Here is a 17,528-nt window from a genome sequence, read left to right on the forward strand (position 1 = left end):
ATTAGCAACTTATACTGGAATATCAATTCCAAATTTTGCCGTAGCCGGCAAAGGATCAGAGGGGAAACATGATCAGGATCGCCGTTCTGGGCGCAGGTCGAATCGGCCGCATTCACGGGCGTAATGCCGCCAGCCATCCCGATGCCCGCCTCGTGGCGGTCGCCGATCCGCATGCTCCTGCGGCGCAGGAATTGGCGGCGGCCACAGGCGCCGAGGTCGCGTCCCTGGACGAGATCGTCGAGCGCTCGGATGTGGATGCCATCCTCGTCTGCACGCCCACCACAACCCATGCCGATCTCATCGAGCGCGGTGCCCGCGCCGGCAAGGCAGTCTTCTGCGAGAAGCCGGTCGATCTCTCGAGTGCCCGCATCGAAGCCTGTCTCGCCACGGTGGAGAAGGCCGGCACCCCGCTGATGATCGGCTTCAACCGCCGCTTCGACCCGAACTTCGCCTCTTTGCGCCGCCGTCTCGCCGACGGTGAAGTGGGCGAGGTGGAACTCGTGACCATCCTCTCTCGCGATCCCGGCCCGCCGCCGGTGAGCTACATCGCCACCTCGGGCGGCCTGTTCCGGGACATGATGATCCACGACCTCGACATGGCCCGCTTCCTGCTGCTGGGCGACGAGCCCGTGGAGGTGCACGCGGTGGGCTCCTCCCTGGTGGACCCGGCCATCGGCCAGGCCGGCGACGTGGACACGGCCGCCGTGATGCTCAAGACCGCCAAGGGCAGGATCGTGCAGATCTCCAATTCCCGCCGCGCCACCTACGGCTATGACCAGCGCATCGAGGTGCATGGCTCTAAGGGCATGATCCGCGCCGGCAACATCCACCGCACCACGGTGGAGGTGGCCAATGCGTCGGGCGTCACCGCCGATCCGGTGCAGGATTTCTTCCTGGAGCGCTACGCGGATGCCTATCGCGACGAGCTCACCACGTTCCTCAACGCCATCCGCGACGGCAAGCCGTGCAACCCCACCGGCCGCGACGGCCTCATGGCCCAGCGGCTTGCGGATGCGGCGACCGAATCGGCGCAGAGCGGAAAGCCGGTGAGACTGTAAGCAACACGCGTCATCCCGGACGGAGCGCAGCGAAGATCCGGGATCGCAAGATGAGCATGGCTCAGCCAGCCCTCCTCCACCTTGTGGGGAGGAGTTGGAGGTGGGGGGTGTCGGCACCAGACCTGCATAGGCTATCGCTCACACCCCAGCCTTAATCCCTCCCCACAAGGGGGAAACACGCGCCACATTCTGCACCCGATCCCGGATCGGCTTTGCCGTCCCGGATGACACCTGCCTTTATCCCTCCGCGCGCTTCTCTGCCGTGCCCACGGCTAACGCCATCGCCAGGGCAAACGACGCAGACAGCGACCGGAAGGCGCCGAAATCGGCCTCTGCCACCTCCAGCCACACATCGGCGCTCGTCACCAGCGGGCTGAAGGCTGAATCGGTGATGGCCACCACCGGCATGTTGCGCTGCGCGGCGGCCGCCGCGAGGTCGGCGGTGACCGGCGCATAGGGCGTGAAGCTGATGGCGAGCACCGCGTCGCGCCCTGTGGCGGTGGCGAGCTGCTCGGGGCCGAGCTGGCCTACATGGTCGATGAGGATCGCCCGTATCCCGAGCTTGCCGAAGGCATAGGCGCAATAGGCGATGACGGGAAACACCCGGCGTGCGCCGAGCAGATAGATCGTGTCGGCCTTCGCCAGCGTCTCGATGGCACGGGACAGCTCCTCCGGCCGCACGGAGCCGCGCATGCGTTCGAGGGAGACCGCAGCGGCATCGGTGAAGCCCTCGAGCAGGGAGGCCGCGTGAACGTGATGCCCCTCGGCGTCTCGCAAGCCCTTCAGGCGCTCGCGATAATCCGGAAAACGCTCCCGCAACCGGTCGCGAAAGATCTGCTGCAGATGGGAGAAGCCGTCATAGCCGAGGCTCTTGGCAAACCGCACCAGGGTGGAGGGCTGCACGCCGGCGTGCTCGGCGATTCCCGCCACCGTACCAAAAGCCATGTCCTCGGGATGCGCCAGGGCGAAGGCTGCGAGCTGCTTCAGCCGTTTGGGCATGGCATCATGGCGGCTGAGCAGAAGGGTCCGAAGTCCGTCGAAATCTTCCGGAACCTCTGTGGTGACCTCTGCCTCGTCCATGCTCTTGCCCGCTCTCATGCCTCGACCTGCGGCTCCAGATCGGGCCTTGACACCTATCGTACAAAAATGGAATAAAAATTCCAATATATAAACAAAAAGGTTCCGGCGTTCCGTTTAAGGGAACGACCGAATTGGTAGAGGGAACGCCAGGAAACGGACGATTCGCTCTGAATCATCTGGTGTTTCTCTGACAATTCATACCAGCGGCCCTGGAAGCCGCACCGCTCAGCCGAGCCAAATCTCTGGCAGATCGAGCGCATGAGATACCAGTTGGGAGGAAACAGATGAAATCACTCGTTACAGGTCTTGCCGCAGCCGCCGCTCTGACCCTTGCCGCGATCACCCCGGCTGCCGCGCAGCAGAATTCCCGCATCATCGTCGTCAGCCATGGACAGGCCAACGATCCGTTCTGGTCCGTGGTCAAGAACGGCGTGGCGGCGGCCGGCCAGGACATGAAGGTCCAGGTCGATTACCGCGCACCCGAGACCTTCGATATGGTCGCCATGGCCCAGCTCATCGATGCGGCCGTGAACCAGAAGCCCGCCGGTCTCATCGTCTCCATTCCGGATTCCTCGGCGCTCGGCCCGGCCATCCAGAAGGCCGTGGCCGCCGGCATTCCGGTGATCTCCATGAACTCCGGCTCCGACGTGTCGAAGAAGCTCGGCGCTCTGCTCCATGTGGGCCAGGATGAGGTTCAGGCCGGGCGCATCGCCGGAGCGAAACTCAAGGAGATGGGCGGCAAGGTCGGCCTGTGCGTGAACCAGGAGGTGGGTAACGTGTCGCTCGACCTGCGCTGCAAGGGCTTCACGGAGGGCTTCGGCGGCAAGGTGACGGTACTGCCGGTCACCAACGATCCGGCGGATATCCGCGCCAAGGTGAAGGCGGCGGTTGCGGCGGACAGCTCCGTCGACACGATCCTGGCGCTCGGCGCAGGCACGGCCGGCGAGCCGTCGGTGGCGGCCGTCAAGGAAGCCGGCAAGACCGGCGCCATCCGCGTGGCGACCTTCGACATGTCGGCGGGCTTCCTCAAGTCGGTGGCTGCGGGCGAAGCGGTTTTCGCCATCGATCAGCAGCAATACCTGCAGGGTTATCTGCCGGTGGTGTTCCTGGCCAACTACGCCAAGTACGGCCTCATGCCGGGCGGTGACGTGGCTTCGGGCCCGAACCTGATCACCAAGGACAAGGCCGCTCAGGTGGTCGAGCTGTCCGCCAAAGGCATCCGCTAAACCAACATTGAAAGCCCGCAGTCACACGGATTGCGGGCTTGTCATTTACATGCATTCGTTGGGGAGGCGCCCATGGTGAACACCACTCAGCCGACCGCAGATCTGTCTCCGGCGCCAACCGTCAAGAAGATCCAGGACGAGCGGCTGCGGGAGGTCTCCCTCGTGACCAGGATCATGCGGCGCCCCGAACTCGGGGCGCTGGCCGGTCTCATCCTGGTCGCGATCTTCTTCGCCTCCACGGCCGATCCGTCGATGTTCACGCTCGCCGGCATCATGAACATCCTGTCGCCGGCGGCGCAGCTCGGCATTCTCGCCATCGCGGCGGCGCTCCTGATGATCGGCGGCGAGTTCGATCTCTCCATCGGCTCCATGGTGGCCTTCACGGGCCTCGTCTTCGGCGCGTTCATCACGCTGAGCGGCTGGTCCCTGCTGCTCGCCATCGCGGCGACCCTCGTGGTGGCGGCGGTTCTCGGCGGCCTCAACGGACAGCTGGTGATCCGCACACGGCTGCCCTCCTTCATCGTCACGCTCGCCTTCCTGTTCATCCTGCGCGGCCTGTCGCTTGTGGGCTTGAAATGGGCCACCGGCGGCTCGACCCAGATGCGCGGCATCGGCGATCAGGCGGGCGAGGGAATTATCCGCGAACTTTTTTCCGGCGTCGCCTTCGAGGGCGCGTTCTCGTGGCTTGCCGCCAATGACATCATCGCCAAATTCCCGAACGGCACTCCGACCGTGACGGGCGTGCCGGTCTCCATCGTCTGGTTCGTGGGCTTCGCGCTTCTCGCCACCTGGGTGCTCCTGCGCACGCGGGCCGGAAACTGGATTTTTGCTGCGGGCGGCGATCCCAACGCGGCACGCAATTCCGGTGTGCCGGTCGACCGGGTCAAGACGGCGCTCTTCATGCTCACCGCCGCCGCGGCGGCGCTCGTGGCCATCCTGACCGTGCTCGATGCCGGCTCGACCGATGCGCGGCGCGGGTTCCAGAAGGAGTTCGAGGCCATCATCGCGGCGGTGATCGGCGGCTGCCTGCTCACCGGCGGCTACGGCTCGGCCATCGGGGCCTTCTTCGGCGCCATCATCTTCGGCATGGTGTCCATCGGGCTGACCTACACGCGCTTCGATTCCGACTGGTTCCAGGTGTTCCTCGGCGCCATGCTGCTGCTCGCGGTTTTGTTCAACAACTTCATCCGCCGCAAGGTGACGGGAGAGCGCTGATGGAGAACCAGGTTCCGCTCATCGAGATCCGCAACCTCGTCAAACATTTCGGCTCGGTGATCGCCCTGTCAGGCGTATCACTCAGCGTCCATCGCGGCGAGGTCATGTGCCTGCTCGGCGACAACGGTGCGGGAAAATCGACGCTCATCAAGACGCTCGCCGGCGTTCACAAGCCCACCTCCGGCGACTTCCTGGTCGAAGGAAGACCTGTGAGCTTCACCAGCCCGCGCGACGCGCTCGATGCGGGCATCGCCACGGTCTACCAGGATCTCGCGATGATCCCGCTCATGTCGGTGACACGCAACTTCTTCATGGGCCGCGAGCCGGTGAAGGGCATCTGGCCTTTCCGCCGCGTCGACTTCGATCATTGCGACGAGGTCACCCGTGAGGAGATGCACAAGATCGGCATCGACGTGCGCGATCCGCATCAGGCGGTGGGCACGCTCTCCGGTGGCGAGCGGCAATGCGTGGCCATCGCCCGGGCGGTCTATTTCGGCGCCAAGGTGCTGATCCTCGACGAGCCGACCTCGGCGCTCGGCGTGGCGCAGACCTCCATGGTGCTGAAATACATCCATCAGGTGCGCCAGAAGGGGCTGGGCGTCATCTTCATCACCCACAACGTGCGCCACGCCTATGCGGTGGGCGACCGCTTCACCGTGCTCAATCGGGGCAAGACGCTCGGTACCTACGCCAAATCCGAGATCGCCATCGACGAGCTGCAGAACCTGATGGCCGGCGGCAAGGAATTGCAGGCGGTGTCGGCGGAGTTGGGCGGGATGGTTTAGCGTGCCACTCCTGCTCGGGTCATGAAAGCGTGAGCGGAAAGAATGCATGATCAGGGGCATGCTTCTTCGCATCGCTGAGATACTCGCTTTCGCATGGTGGCTGTTCGCCTTCGGAGCAACCTTCCTGTTCACGGTCCATCTGCCGTATCACGAGACAGTGCCGCAGCAGGATGGTTGTTACCTGACGTCTGACTGGTTCATGAATGTCGATTGTGGATCGAGTGAGGGCACAGATCTGCTTGGAGGCTTGCTGACCTGGGCTATGCTGTGGACGAAGGATGTCGATGTCCTGATCAGCCTCTCGACGATCCCGGTTCTCGCGCCTCTCGTGCTTCTCTGGCTTGGTTCGGTCTTCCTCGCGGCCAGTTTCCTGCTTCGAGTGCTGCTCAAAATTCAACATCGGAGGTCAGCATGACTTCACTCGGCATCGGCCTCATCGGCACCGGCTATATGGGCAAGTGCCACGCGCTGGCCTGGAACGCCGTTGCGGCGGTGTTTGGAGATGTGGCGCGGCCGCGCCTTGCGGTGTTGGCCGAGCATTCGCAGGAGCTGGCTGACAGAAAGGCTCAGGAGCTTGGCTTTGCCCGCGCCACCGGCGACTGGCGCACGGTCGTCACTGATCCCGCCGTCGACGTGGTGTCGATCACCACGCCCAATGCCTTTCACCCCGAGATGGCGATTGCGGCCCTGGAGGCGGGCAAGCATGTGTGGTGCGAGAAGCCCATGGCGACGCGGCTTCCCGATGCGGAGCGGATGCTGGCTGCGGCATGCGCTTCGGGCAAGGTCGCGGCGCTCGGCTACAACTACATCCAGAACCCGATCATCCGCCTGATCCGGCATCTCCTCGACGACGGCGAGATCGGCGAGGTCAACCATGTGCGCCTCGAGATGGACGAGGATTTCATGGCGGATCCCGAGGCGCTCTTCTATTGGAAGAGCGAGGCGAGCTCGGGCCATGGGGCGCTCGACGATTTCGGTGTCCATGCGCTCAGCCTGATCCGAGTGCTGTTCGGCGGCGTGCGGCGCGTGTGCGGGCAGATGGCGAAGCCCTATGCGGACCGTCCGGTGCAGGGCGGGGGACGACGCGCTGTTGAGACTTACGACATCGCGACAACCTTGATCGAGTTGGAGACCGGCGCCTCCGGGGTGATCGCGCTCAACCGCTCCGCCTGGGGCCGCAAGGGGCGCATCTTTATGCAGCTCTTCGGGTCGAAGGGTACCATCGTATACGACCAGGAGCGCATGAACGAGGTGCAGCTCTACACGGTTGACGGGCTGACGGATCGCCAGGGCTTCCGCACCATCCTCACCGGGCCGCAGCATCCGCCCTATGACAGGTTCATCCCCGCTCCCGGCCATGGCTTGGGCTTCAACGATCTGAAGGTCATCGAGTGCCGCGAGCTGATCCGGCGCCTCGACGGCGAGCGCGCGCATTTGATCGAGTTCGAGGACGGCATTTGCATCGAACGGACAGTGGATGCGATCGCGCGCAGCGCGCATGAGGGGCGGTGGGTGGAGGTGGAAGGCAGATAGAAGAAAAGCGCGACATTGATCCACCTTGTCATCCCCGGCGGTCCGCAGGACCGGGAAGGGGATCCACTCACATACTCGATGTTATGGATTCCCTTCCCCTCCGCTGCGCTCCGGCCGGGAATGACACCCTTGTGGTTCTGACGCTCCTTGCGTTCTGACACCCTCTCCGTCATCCCCGGGCTTGTCCCGGGGATCCACGTCTTTCCCCCGCAAGTCACCCTCCGCCCTCCTCCTGAGGAGCAGCCGTTAGGCTGCGTATCGAAGGAGGATCCAGTGCTCTCTAGACCCTCCTTCGATACGCCGCTGCGCGGCTCCTCAGGATGAGGTTGAGGATGCGGTGAAGGGTCTTGAAGACGTGGATGGCCGGAACAAGTCCGGCCATGACGAGGAAGGTTGGCTCAACCCGCGTGCGCTTTCACCACGTCGAGGAACGCATCCGCATAGCGGTCGAGCTTGGCTTGGCCGACGCCATGAACTTCCCCGAAGGCGCGCACCGTCACCGGGCGCTTGGCCGCCATGTCGATGAGGCTCCGGTCGGAGAAGATGACGTAGGCCGGCACGCCCTCTTCCTTGGCGAGCCGCGTGCGCAGGGCTTTCAGATCGAGGAGCAGCGGATCGTCGGACGGCACCACGGAATCCGCCTCCATCCGGCCGCGCCGACGGCGTCGCTCGGCCGGTTTCATGAGCACGTCGGAGCGCAGCTCGATCTTCTCCTGGCCTTTGAGCACGGCGACACCCCGGTCGGTGAGGGTCCAGCGGCCGTATTCGGCGAGTTCCAGGCCGATCAGGCCCGCAGCATAGATCTGCCGTAGCAGCGAGCGCCATTCGTTCTTCGAGCGGTCGCCCCCGACGCCGAAGGTCTTCAGCTTGTCGTGACCGAAGCGGCGGATCGAATCCGTGGCCTCTCCCGTCAGGATGCTGATGAGATGCTCGGTGCCGAAGCGCTCGCCGGTGCGCACGATGGCGGAGAGAATTTTCTGGGCCTCGATGGTGCCGTCGAAGGACATCACGCCGTCGATGCACAAATCGCAGTTGCCGCAAGGCTCGGCGCTCTCGCCGAAATAGGCGAGCAGCGTCTGGCGGCGGCAGCGCGGCGCTTCGCACAGGGCGACGAGCGCGTTGAGGCGCTGGCGCTCGACGCGCTTCTGCTCGTCGGCCGCATCGCTCTCCTCGATCTGCAGGCGGCGCAGGCGCATGTCGTCGAGGCCGTAGAGGGTGAGCGTGTCGGCGGGTGCGCCGTCGCGGCCCGCGCGGCCGATCTCCTGGTAATAGGCCTCGATGGATTTCGGCAGGGCCGCATGCGCCACGAATCGCACGTCCGGCTTGTCGATGCCCATGCCGAAGGCGACGGTCGCCACCATCACGACGCCGTCCTCCTGCAGGAAGATGTCCTGGTTCTTGGCGCGATCCTGCTGGTGCATGCCCGCATGATAGGGCAGGGCGCGATAACCCGCCTGACTTAAGGAATCGGCGAGCCTCTCCGTGGCGTCGCGCGACGAGCAATAGACGATGCCGCTCTCGTGCCGGTGCTTGTCGAGGAAGCCGAAGAGTTGGCGCTTGGAATTCTCCTTCGCCTGCATGGCGAGCCGTAAGTTAGGCCGGTCGAAGCCGTGGATGAAGAGGCGCGGCTCCTCCTCGAACAGCCGGTGCATGATGTCGCCGCGCGTCGCCACGTCGGCCGTGGCGGTGAGCGCGATGGTCTGCACATTGCCGAGCCGCTGGCGCACCTCGCCGAGCATGGCGTATTCGGGCCGGAAATCGTGGCCCCATTGCGAGACGCAATGCGCCTCGTCGATGGCGAGCAGATTGACGCCCGAACGGGCGAGCCACTCGGTGGTGCCGGTATTGGCGAGCCGCTCAGGCGAAGCGTAGAGGATACGCATGCGCCGGTCGCGCACCGCGTCCACCACGCGGCGATTCTCGTCCTGGTCGTTGGCCGAGTTGAGGCTGCCCGCCTCGATGCCGAAATGGCGCAAAGCCGCCACCTGGTCGCGCATGAGGGCGATGAGCGGCGAGACCACGAGGGTCAGTCCCTCCCGGGCGAGCGTCGGCAGCTGGAAGCAGAGCGACTTGCCGGCGCCGGTCGGCATGACGGCCAGAACGTCCTCGCCAGCCAGCACCGCGCGCACGATCTCTTCCTGTCCTTCGCGGAAGGAGGGGAAGCCGAACACGTCGTGGAGGATTTTAACCGGATCGATCACGTGTGCCGTGTGGCCGATGAGGGCCTTGAGGTCAATGCGGCATCGGGAATCTGGAGCTGCGCCAGCACTCCCTTGGCGGCCGCGATGCCCGTGGCGAAGGTGGCCTGGAGCAGGTAGCCGCCGGTGGGCGCCTCCCAGTCCAGCATCTCGCCGGCCACGAATACGCCGGGCATCCGGCGCAGCATCAGGTGTTCGTCGAGTTCGCTGAACGGCACGCCGCCGGCGCTGGAGATCGCCCGGTCGAGGGATTTCGTGCCGGTCAGCCGCAACGGCACGGCCTTGATCAGGCGGGCGAGAGCCCCAGGATCGGTTGGCAGGGCCGGAGACGCCTCCCGCAAAAGCGCGATGCCGACCGGGCTTAAAGACGCTGCTTTGCGCAGGAAAGTCGAGGTGGACTGGCCTTTCCGGGGAGCATCGAGCTTCTTCAGCAGGGCCTCGGGGGAGAGGTCGGGCCGCAGGTCGATGTGCAGGAGGGCGCTGCCCTCCCGCTCGATGGCGTCGCGTAAGCGGGCCGACAGGGCGTAGACCGCCCCGCCCTCGATGCCGTCCTGCGTGACGATGGCCTCGCCCTTAACGGTGGCGCCCTCGAAGGACAGAGCGATTCGCTTCAAGGGCTCGCCCGCGAAACGGCTTCGCATGATCTCGGACCAGGGGCAGAGGAAGCCCATATTGGCCGGACGAAGCGTCGAGACCGCGATGCCGCGCCGGGTGAGAAGTTCCACCCAGCTGCCGTCAGAGCCGAGCCGGGGCCAGCTTGCGCCGCCGAGGGCCAGGATCGTGGCATCGGGCCTGGTCCGCACCGGCTCGCCGGCCGCATCGGTGAAGACGAGGGCGCCCTCATCGTCCCAGCCCTGCCAGCGGTGGCGCAGGGCAAAGCGCACGCCGAGCTCGTCCAACCGCCGCAGCCAGACGCGCAGCAGGGGGGAGGCCTTGAACGCCCGGGGGAACACCCGCCCGCTGGAGCCCACGAAGGTCTCTTGCCCCAAGCCCTCGCACCAGGCGCGCAGGTCGGCCGGGGCGAAGGCCTCGATCAGGGGGGCAAGATGTGGCCGGGCCTCGGCATAGCGGGCGGCGAATCGCTCGAACTCTTCCGAATGGGTCAGGTTCAGGCCGCCCCGGCCCGCCATGAGCAGCTTGCGGCCGACCGAAGGCATCTGGTCGTAGACCCTCAAGGACAGGCCCGCACGCGCCAGAACCTCCGCGGCGATCAGGCCGGCGGGGCCGCCGCCGATGATGGCGACTTCGGGATCTGTGGGGAGTGGGGACATGCGGTCAGCTGACGCGGGATGACGAGGAATCTGGACCCTCACGCTGCACCATGGCATTGAGCGGCATCGGGTTCATGGTTCGAAGCACATGAACGCCACAGGGTCTTTTTTCAAGGGGAGCGGCGCCTGAACGCCGCCCGAAGGGGAATGCGATGCGTGCTCTTACCGTCTGCGCACTGGTGGCGCTGGGTCTGGCCGGCTGCGCTGGCGATTTGGCCTTGACCCCCAAGGATGCCGTTCTGGCGAGTTCGACCAATGACGCGGCCGCGGCCGCGCGGCTGATCTCGGCCTATCGCGTGTCGAAGGGCCTGAGCCCGGTGACGGTGGATTCGTCCCTCAACAAGGCAGCCGAGCACCAGGCCCGCGCCGTGGCGGCGGCCGGCCGCCTCAGCCACGGCAGCTTCGCCAAGCGCATGGACGATTACGGCATCGTCGGCTACTCGGCCGAGAACCTCTCGGCCGGCCAGGACTCCATCGACGGCGCCATCGGCCGCTGGAAGGCCTCGCCCGGCCATAACAGCAACCTCCTGATGCCCGAGGCCCGTAAGATCGGCCTCGCCCGGGCGGATGCCAACAACCGCTATGGCCGTTACTGGGCGCTCGTGCTCGGACAATAGCGAAGGCACTAATGAGGGCGTGACGCGTTAGGACTCCGGTTCCTCTCGCTTCACGCTCCCCATGACCCATCAACAAATGCTTTCCTTCGCCATCGTCGCCGGGATGATGGCGCTCTTCGTCTGGGGGCGCTTTCGCTACGACCTCGTGGCGGTCCTCTCGCTCCTCGTGGCCGTGCTGGTCGGTATCGTGCCGGCCGACAAGGCCTTCGAGGGTTTCAGCGACGACATCGTCATCATCGTGGCAAGCGCGCTCCTGGTCAGCGCCGCCGTGGCGAAATCCGGGGTTCTCGAGGCGGGACTCAACCGCGTCGGGCCATACCTGCGCACCACGCAGATTCAGATCGTGGTGCTGGTGGGCGTGGTGACGGTGCTGTCCGCCTTCGTGAAGAATATCGGGGCGCTCGCCATGATGATCCCCGTGGCGTTCCAGATCGCCCGTCGCACCAACACGCCGCCATCGAGCTTCCTCATGCCGATGGCGTTCGGCTCCCTTCTCGGCGGCATCGTCACGCTGGTCGGAACCTCGCCCAACATCATCGTGTCGCGGGTGAGGGAGGAACTGCTCGGCCAGCCTTTCGGCATGTTCGATTTCACGCCGGTGGGCCTCGGCATCGCGCTGGCGGGCGTGGTCTTCCTGGCCTTCGGCTACCGCCTGCTGCCGCAGGGCCGGAAAGGGGCCGCTTCGCTCGATGCCGCCCTCGACATCAAGGACTACGTGACCGAAGCCCGCGTCACGCCCGAATCCGACGTGATCGGCCAGACGGTGGCGGATCTGCACCGGCTCGCCAATGGCGAGGTGAAGGTGGCTGCGATCATCCGCAACGAGACCCGCAGTTCGAGCCCGCTTCCGGACGCGACCATCCGCGAGAACGATGTGCTCATGCTGGAGGGGGAATCGGATGCGCTTGAGAGCGCCGTCGCTCGAGCGGGCTTAAGGCTCAGTCGCGAACACCGCCAGCCGGAAACGGACGAGGCCACGGATGAGGTCGGCGTCATCGAGGCGATCGTCGGGCCGAACTCGGTTCTGGCCGGCCTGTCGGCGGAACGCATCGGCCTTTACGAGCGCTTCGGCGTCAACCTCATTGCGGTGAGCCGCAGCGGCGAGCGGTTCAAGGAGCGCCTGCGCACCATCAGGTTGCGGGCCGGCGACGTGATCGTGCTCCAGGGCAACCTCAAGCGACTGCCCGATACCCTGCGCGATCTCGGCTGCCTGCCGCTTGCGGAGCGCGAGATCCGCCTGGGGAGCGCGCGCCGGAGCCTGATACCCGCCGGCATTCTGGCCGTCACCATGGTACTCGTCGCCTTCAACATCCTGCCCGTGGCCATTGCGTTCTTCGGCGCCGGCGTCCTGCTTGTCCTGTTCGGCTCGCTGACCCTGCGCGAGGCCTATGAGACCATCGAGTGGCCGATCATCGTGATGCTCGGCGCGCTGATCCCGGTCAGCGAATCGATCCGCACCACGGGCGGAACGGATCTGATCGCAGGCTGGCTCTCGTCGGCCGCCAACATGCTGCCGCCGACGGGCGCTCTCGTGCTCATCATGGTGGCGGCCATGGCCGTGACGCCGTTCCTCAACAATGCCGCGACCGTGCTGGTGATGGCGCCCATCGCGGCGAGCTTCGCCACGCAGCTCGGCTTCAAGCCCGATGCGTTTCTCATGGCGGTGGCAATCGGGGCAGCCTGCGACTTCCTCACGCCCATCGGCCACCAATGCAACACCCTGGTCATGGGACCAGGCGGCTACCGGTTCGGAGATTACTGGCGGCTCGGGCTGCCGCTTTCGATCCTGGTGGTGGTGATCGGCATCCCGCTGATCATGCTGGTCTGGCCGCTGACATAGAGCATCGGATCAACCCCAAGAGTGCAGATCCACTTTGGGTCCGACGCTGTCGCTTAGTTCAGGAAGGCGGTCAGCAGCAGGGTGGTGCCCGCCGCCGAGGTCGAAAGCGCTACGATCATGGCCCAGATGTGCAGCCGATTCCGCTCCTCCTGGTTGAGCAGCGGACGGTAGCGCGAATCCGAGCGGCCGAAGATGAAGGTGGTGGTCCGCGCCGGCCGCGGATCGTGCGGTATCACGCAGAAGCTCGATCTCGAGACGGCTCGCACCGGCTGGTGGTGCGGGCTGTAGGATGGTTCACGGGAGATCGGCAGATTCATGGCGCAACGCTACAAGGAACGAACTCGTGAGCCAGAGCCTCGCCCTGGAGGCATAAACGAAGGGTAAAGTCGCGGATCTTGTTCACAACGTCGTAAACCGAACCTTTCCGGGAGGAGCGACGGCGGCCTTGACCGTGCCAGGGTGGGGTACGCCATCTTGGCTTTTCAGACCATGCCTCTTGCGATACCAAGTATCGTAAAGGGTGGAGGGAGCCATGAAGGCATCAGCACTGGCGAGTCTTGGAATCTTGGTTCTGGTGCTGGCGGCCTGCAATCAGACAGGAGCCGGCTCCGTGGCCTCCGGCGTCGCATCGGCTCTGGATCCGACCGGCTTGTCGGGCGCGGCCGTGGACATGGCTCGCAATGCCGAGGCCGAGGCGGACGCCTCAAGGGTTGACTTCACCAATATTGCTCCGCGGCTGGCGGATATCGCGGCAGGAGACGTGTCGCAGCCGAACTTCATGGCCGCTTTCGATCAGGAGGCCGTGCGCATCATGGCCGAACAATCGGCCAAGATGGCCCAGTCAGCGGCTTACAATGCGGCCGATGCCGCCCTGACGGGCGGTCTCAGCCTTCCGGGTTCGGCATACAACCTCGCCATGCAGGGCGCTGGAAATGCCATGCTGGCGGGCCAACTGGCCAGCGTGCGGGCGCAGATGAGCGCCAGCATCGCCGCGGGAGAGGCTCAGCAGAGGGCCGAGCAACTCGTTCCCGATGCCGATCGTCCGTCGGAGGCCCGTGCGGTTCTGGCCATCCTGAACGGATCGGCCGGAAGCAGTGCCGCCTGGCAGAACCCGGCAACGGGAGCCTCCGGAAAGGTCACCCTCCAGAAAACCGACAGGAGTTCGTTCGGGGGGCTCGACTGCCGCTCCTTCGCGCGGGAGTGGCGCAGCGGAGAAACTGTGCGCAGAGGCGACATGCTGGCCTGCCGTGACAAGGGCGTGTGGTACGCTTTGTCCTGACCGCAGAAAACGGGTCGTCACATCGCACGGTGTATGCCATGTCCGTCAGGGCCTGTTGAGAGTGCGGATATGACACAAGCTTCCGTCCAGAAGACCATGACGGCGTCCGATTGGGCGCTGCTCGCCATCCTGTCCATCGTCTGGGGAGGATCCTTTCTTTTCAATGGTGTTGCGGTTCGCGAATTGCCGCCGCTGACCATCGTGGCGATCCGCGTGGCGACCGCCGCTCTTGCCCTGCTTCTCGTTCTCAAGCTGATGCGGGTGGACCTGCCGCGCACCCGTCAGGCCTGGACCGCCTTTCTCGGCATGTCGATCCTCAACAACGTCATTCCCTTCACGCTCATCGTCTGGGGGCAAAGCCATATCGCGAGCGGGCTTGCTTCCATCCTCAATGCCACCACGCCGCTCTTCACCGTGATCGTGGCGCAGTACTTCACCGATGACGAACGGCTGACGGGCCAGAAACTGGCCGGCGTCATCGTGGGCTTCCTCGGCGTCGCCGTGATGATCGGTGCCGCGGCCATGACCGCGTGGGATTCAAGCATCCTGGCGCAACTCGCCGTGCTGGGCGCAGCCTTGTCCTATGGCTTCTCGGGAGTGTTCGGGCGGCGCTTCAAGACCATGGGCATCCCGCCTCTGGCGACGGCGGCCGGACAGGTAACGGCCTCGAGCGCGCTTCTGCTGCCGGTGGCGCTGATCGTCGATCAGCCCTGGACCCTCAGCCTGCCGAGCGCGCAGACCATCCTGTCGCTGCTGGCTCTTGGTCTGGTTTCGACGGCCTTTGCCTATCTGATCTTCTTCCGCCTGCTCGCACGCGCCGGTGCCACCAATGTGGGTCTCGTCACGTTCCTGATTCCGGTGAGCGCCATTCTGCTCGGCGTGCTGATCCTCGGCGAAACGCTCGCGGCGCGGCACGTCGCCGGCATGGCGCTGATCGGCGCGGGCCTCATCCTCATCGACGGCCGCGCGATCTCGGCTTTGATGAGGCGGTTCAGCGCGAAGGACTTGGTGACGCGCGGAAACGGTTGAACATCATGTCCGGCGCGCTGGTGTTGTGGCGCGACGGCACGAGCCGGCCCATCCAGGCATCGGTGGCCTTGCCGCCCTGGAAATTCATGATCATGTCCTCGCGCCAGGAGCGGGCGCCTTCCTCCCGCACGGCCACGCGGGCCACGTCCGCATTGAACTCGGTCACGTACATGGACCGCAGGCCTGCGAAGGGCAGGCCGGAGACCGCCTGATCGAACGTGACGTCGAGGGTCATGCGCTCCTCGTTGAGCGCCTTCATGACAACGCTCGCCTTGCCGCCCTTGGCCAGGGTGAGCGTGAAGGTCATGGTTGCAGGGTCGAAAGCCACGTCCTTCAGGTTCACCACGGGTCTTTGATCGAACTCCACCGGACCGACCAGGAATGACGAGCCGTAGGAGGTCCAGTCGAGATGCTCCGGGGGAAGCGGCTTGATGCGCCAATAGCCGTCGCCCGGATAGATCACGAGCACCTCGACGGCCTTGTCGCCGCGCTTCTTCAGCAGCTGAAGCAGGTGGATCTTCGGCGTGACCTTGTCGCCGATGGTCACCGTCACGTCGCTCGGGCGCCAGAACTCGGTGAAGGACAGGCCCATGATCCGCACGTTCCCATCCTCGTAGAGGGTGGACATGGTCGGGTGCGGCTTGGTGGAGGTCGCCTCGGAGATATCCTCGCAGGCGGTCCAGTCCGGCTCCCAGCGATCCTGCTTGAGGGCGCCCATATAGGCCGGATGCACGGCCTCGATCTGGAAGTGCCGCACCTCCGGCGAAGCGAAGTTGATCGCCACGTTGTCCTTCTCGGCGCAGAGCACCGGCTCGCTGGTATTCGTCACCTCGACCGCCAGTCCGTCGAGTGTGGCGGCGCTGGCCGTGGTGGCAAGACCAAGGAAGCCAAGGGCGAGGAGCCTGGGAAGGAGCATGGAGATCGTCCGATGTTTGGCGGAAGCGGGGCTGGTAGATAGCGCGGACCCACTTTGCCGTCGAGCCAAGAAGGCTTTGCAGTGGGGACTGTTGATCCGGCATGGCAGACATCACATCTCTGGCATTAGGGATCGGATCAGGCCTGTGCTAGGGTGCGAACGAGCCTGAAGCTTGGCTTCAGATGCCGTCAGCCCGATAGACCTGATGTTCCACCGGATGTGAGGCTGTTTGCCCGAGTTTTCGATGATGCGCCTGACCTTGAGCCTGTCCGACAATCCCGCCACGACCCTGGTCGAGCGGGCGATCATGGAGTTCCGCAGCGCCCGGCCGGTCGTCATCGACGGTCTTGAGGGCAGCGCGCTCGTGATCGGCGTCGAGGACTTGGACGAGGCCAGGGCCGCCGAGATCGGAGCCGTTGCAGGCCCCCGGGGCCATCTGGTGCTTCCGGCCGCAAGGCTTCGCCGCCTCGGCCTCGAGCGGGATGTTCCCGGGCGTGTGGCCCTGCCGGTGATCGACCGCGCCCGCGTCGAATCCCTGGCCCTGAAGATCGACAGCCGCATCGATGCGCCGGTCCGTCCCGCCGACGCCCTCGACGAGGAGGCGCTGGAACTCGCCCGCCTGTCCCTTGTCCTGCCGGCCGTGATCGTGGTGCCGCTGGCCGCAGGGATCGACATCGACGCGTCCCTGATCCGTGTCTCGGGCGAAGCGATCCGCGGCTATCGGCGCGCCAAGGCGGCCGGTCTCACCGTCGTCAGCCGCGCCCCCGTGCCTCTGGAAGGCGCGCCCACCAGCGAGTTCGTGGTGTTTCGCGGCGGCGAGGGCCTGCGCGATCAGGTGGCGATCATCGTCGGCAAGCCGGACCTCTCGAAGCCCGTTTCCGTGCGGCTGCATTCGGCCTGCCTCACGGGCGATCTTTTCGGCAGCCTCAAATGCGATTGCGGCGACCAGCTGCGCGATACCGTGCGGTTCATGGCCCAGAATGAGGGCGGCATCCTGCTCTATCTCGACCAGGAGGGGCGCGGGAACGGGATCGCCAACAAGATCAGGGCCTACAAGCTGCAATCGCAGGGCTACGACACCTACGACGCCGACGAGGTGCTGGGCTTCGAGGCGGATCAGCGCCGCTTCGATTTCGCCGCCGTCATGCTGAAGGCGCTCGGCGTCGGCAAGGTCCGGCTGATGACCAACAACCCTGAGAAGATCGCAGCCCTCAGCCAAGCCGGGCTCGAGGTGATCTCCGACCACCGCGTGCTCGGCCGCCCCACGGCGGAAAACGTCAGTTATCTTGCCGCCAAGCGCGACCGGGCCGGGCACTATATCGATCTCGAGGGCATGCTGGCCTGCTCGAGCAAGGATTGAGGCCTCTCCCGGCCTGAGAGCCCATCTGATCGCTCCTCCAGGTCTGAAAGGTTTCTGTGGATTGGCCGCGCAATCCCTCACGGCGCCTATTGCATAAATCATTGTAAATCCTTGGTTTTGT

The 17,528-nt window shown here is 65.3% G+C and carries 16 protein-coding genes; 11 read left to right on the forward strand and 5 right to left on the reverse strand.

Annotated features, from left to right (window positions below; all coding sequences use genetic code 11):
- Positions 1–68: 68 nt before the first annotated feature.
- Positions 69–1,058: an inositol 2-dehydrogenase gene (gene iolG / locus FHR70_RS16320; RefSeq protein ID WP_183452054.1), complete on the forward strand. Its 990-nt coding sequence runs from the start codon at positions 69–71 to the stop codon at positions 1,056–1,058.
- A 237-nt stretch (positions 1,059–1,295) separates the two neighbouring features.
- Here iolG and FHR70_RS16325 read toward each other — a convergent pair whose 3' ends face one another.
- Complete coding sequence (locus FHR70_RS16325; RefSeq protein WP_183452056.1) at positions 1,296–2,138, reverse strand: MurR/RpiR family transcriptional regulator; 843 nt, start codon at positions 2,136–2,138, stop codon at positions 1,296–1,298.
- A 284-nt stretch (positions 2,139–2,422) separates the two neighbouring features.
- Between FHR70_RS16325 and FHR70_RS16330 the strand changes: the two genes are divergently transcribed.
- The 5 genes from FHR70_RS16330 (at position 2,423) to FHR70_RS16350 (ending at position 6,897) form a co-directional block, all read left to right on the forward strand.
- Positions 2,423–3,364, forward strand: a complete 942-nt coding sequence (locus FHR70_RS16330) for a sugar ABC transporter substrate-binding protein (RefSeq protein ID WP_183452058.1) — start codon at positions 2,423–2,425, stop codon at positions 3,362–3,364.
- 72 nt (positions 3,365–3,436) lie between these two features.
- Positions 3,437–4,579, forward strand: a complete 1,143-nt coding sequence (locus tag FHR70_RS16335) for an ABC transporter permease (protein WP_246408229.1) — start codon at positions 3,437–3,439, stop codon at positions 4,577–4,579.
- On the forward strand, positions 4,579–5,364 hold the full coding sequence (locus FHR70_RS16340) for an ATP-binding cassette domain-containing protein (protein WP_183452061.1): 786 nt from the start codon (positions 4,579–4,581) through the stop codon (positions 5,362–5,364). The genes FHR70_RS16335 and FHR70_RS16340 overlap by 1 nt, the downstream gene beginning before the upstream one ends.
- Before the next feature lie 58 nt (positions 5,365–5,422).
- Positions 5,423–5,779: a hypothetical protein gene (locus FHR70_RS16345; RefSeq protein ID WP_183452063.1), complete on the forward strand. Its 357-nt coding sequence runs from the start codon at positions 5,423–5,425 to the stop codon at positions 5,777–5,779.
- The gene (locus FHR70_RS16350; RefSeq protein WP_183452065.1) at positions 5,776–6,897 is read left to right on the forward strand and encodes a Gfo/Idh/MocA family protein; all 1,122 of its coding nucleotides are present in this window, start codon (positions 5,776–5,778) and stop codon (positions 6,895–6,897) included. Before FHR70_RS16345 ends, FHR70_RS16350 begins: the two co-directional genes overlap by 4 nt.
- Positions 6,898–7,295: 398 nt before the next feature.
- Here FHR70_RS16350 and recQ read toward each other — a convergent pair whose 3' ends face one another.
- Complete coding sequence (gene recQ, locus FHR70_RS16355) at positions 7,296–9,098, reverse strand: DNA helicase RecQ (protein ID WP_183452067.1); 1,803 nt, start codon at positions 9,096–9,098, stop codon at positions 7,296–7,298.
- Positions 9,095–10,366, reverse strand: coding sequence for a BaiN/RdsA family NAD(P)/FAD-dependent oxidoreductase (locus FHR70_RS16360; protein ID WP_183452069.1), 1,272 nt, complete (start codon positions 10,364–10,366; stop codon positions 9,095–9,097). Before FHR70_RS16360 ends, recQ begins: the two co-directional genes overlap by 4 nt.
- 152 nt (positions 10,367–10,518) lie before the next feature.
- On the opposite strand from FHR70_RS16360, the gene FHR70_RS16365 reads away from it, so the two are divergent.
- Both FHR70_RS16365 and FHR70_RS16370 read left to right on the forward strand, forming a co-directional pair.
- Entirely contained in the window at positions 10,519–10,983 is a 465-nt protein-coding gene (locus FHR70_RS16365; protein ID WP_183452071.1) for a CAP domain-containing protein, read from the forward strand.
- Positions 10,984–11,044: 61 nt separating this feature from the next.
- Positions 11,045–12,823, forward strand: a complete 1,779-nt coding sequence (locus FHR70_RS16370; protein WP_183452073.1) for an SLC13 family permease — start codon at positions 11,045–11,047, stop codon at positions 12,821–12,823.
- 53 nt (positions 12,824–12,876) lie between these two features.
- On the opposite strand, the gene FHR70_RS16375 is transcribed toward FHR70_RS16370, so the two are convergent.
- Positions 12,877–13,140, reverse strand: a complete 264-nt coding sequence (locus tag FHR70_RS16375; protein WP_183452075.1) for a hypothetical protein — start codon at positions 13,138–13,140, stop codon at positions 12,877–12,879.
- Between the two features lie 215 nt (positions 13,141–13,355).
- On the opposite strand from FHR70_RS16375, the gene FHR70_RS16380 reads away from it, so the two are divergent.
- Together FHR70_RS16380 and FHR70_RS16385 are read left to right on the forward strand one after the other, a co-directional pair.
- Positions 13,356–14,102 carry an RT0821/Lpp0805 family surface protein gene (locus FHR70_RS16380; protein ID WP_183452077.1) on the forward strand — a complete coding sequence of 249 codons (747 nt, stop codon included), beginning with the start codon at positions 13,356–13,358 and terminating at the stop codon, positions 14,100–14,102.
- Between the two features lie 69 nt (positions 14,103–14,171).
- Positions 14,172–15,131: a DMT family transporter gene (locus tag FHR70_RS16385; RefSeq protein WP_183452079.1), complete on the forward strand. Its 960-nt coding sequence runs from the start codon at positions 14,172–14,174 to the stop codon at positions 15,129–15,131.
- Here FHR70_RS16385 and FHR70_RS16390 read toward each other — a convergent pair.
- A complete protein-coding gene (locus FHR70_RS16390; protein WP_183452081.1) occupies positions 15,094–16,047 on the reverse strand; it encodes a hypothetical protein in 954 nt (317 codons plus the stop codon). The genes FHR70_RS16385 and FHR70_RS16390 overlap by 38 nt on opposite strands.
- Positions 16,048–16,294: 247 nt before the next feature.
- On the opposite strand from FHR70_RS16390, the gene ribA reads away from it, so the two are divergent.
- A complete protein-coding gene (gene ribA / locus FHR70_RS16395) occupies positions 16,295–17,407 on the forward strand; it encodes a GTP cyclohydrolase II RibA (protein WP_183452504.1) in 1,113 nt (370 codons plus the stop codon).
- Positions 17,408–17,528: the final 121 nt, after the last annotated feature.

This window comes from Microvirga lupini (genome assembly GCF_014191055.1).
Lineage (GTDB): Bacteria > Pseudomonadota > Alphaproteobacteria > Rhizobiales > Beijerinckiaceae > Microvirga > Microvirga lupini_A.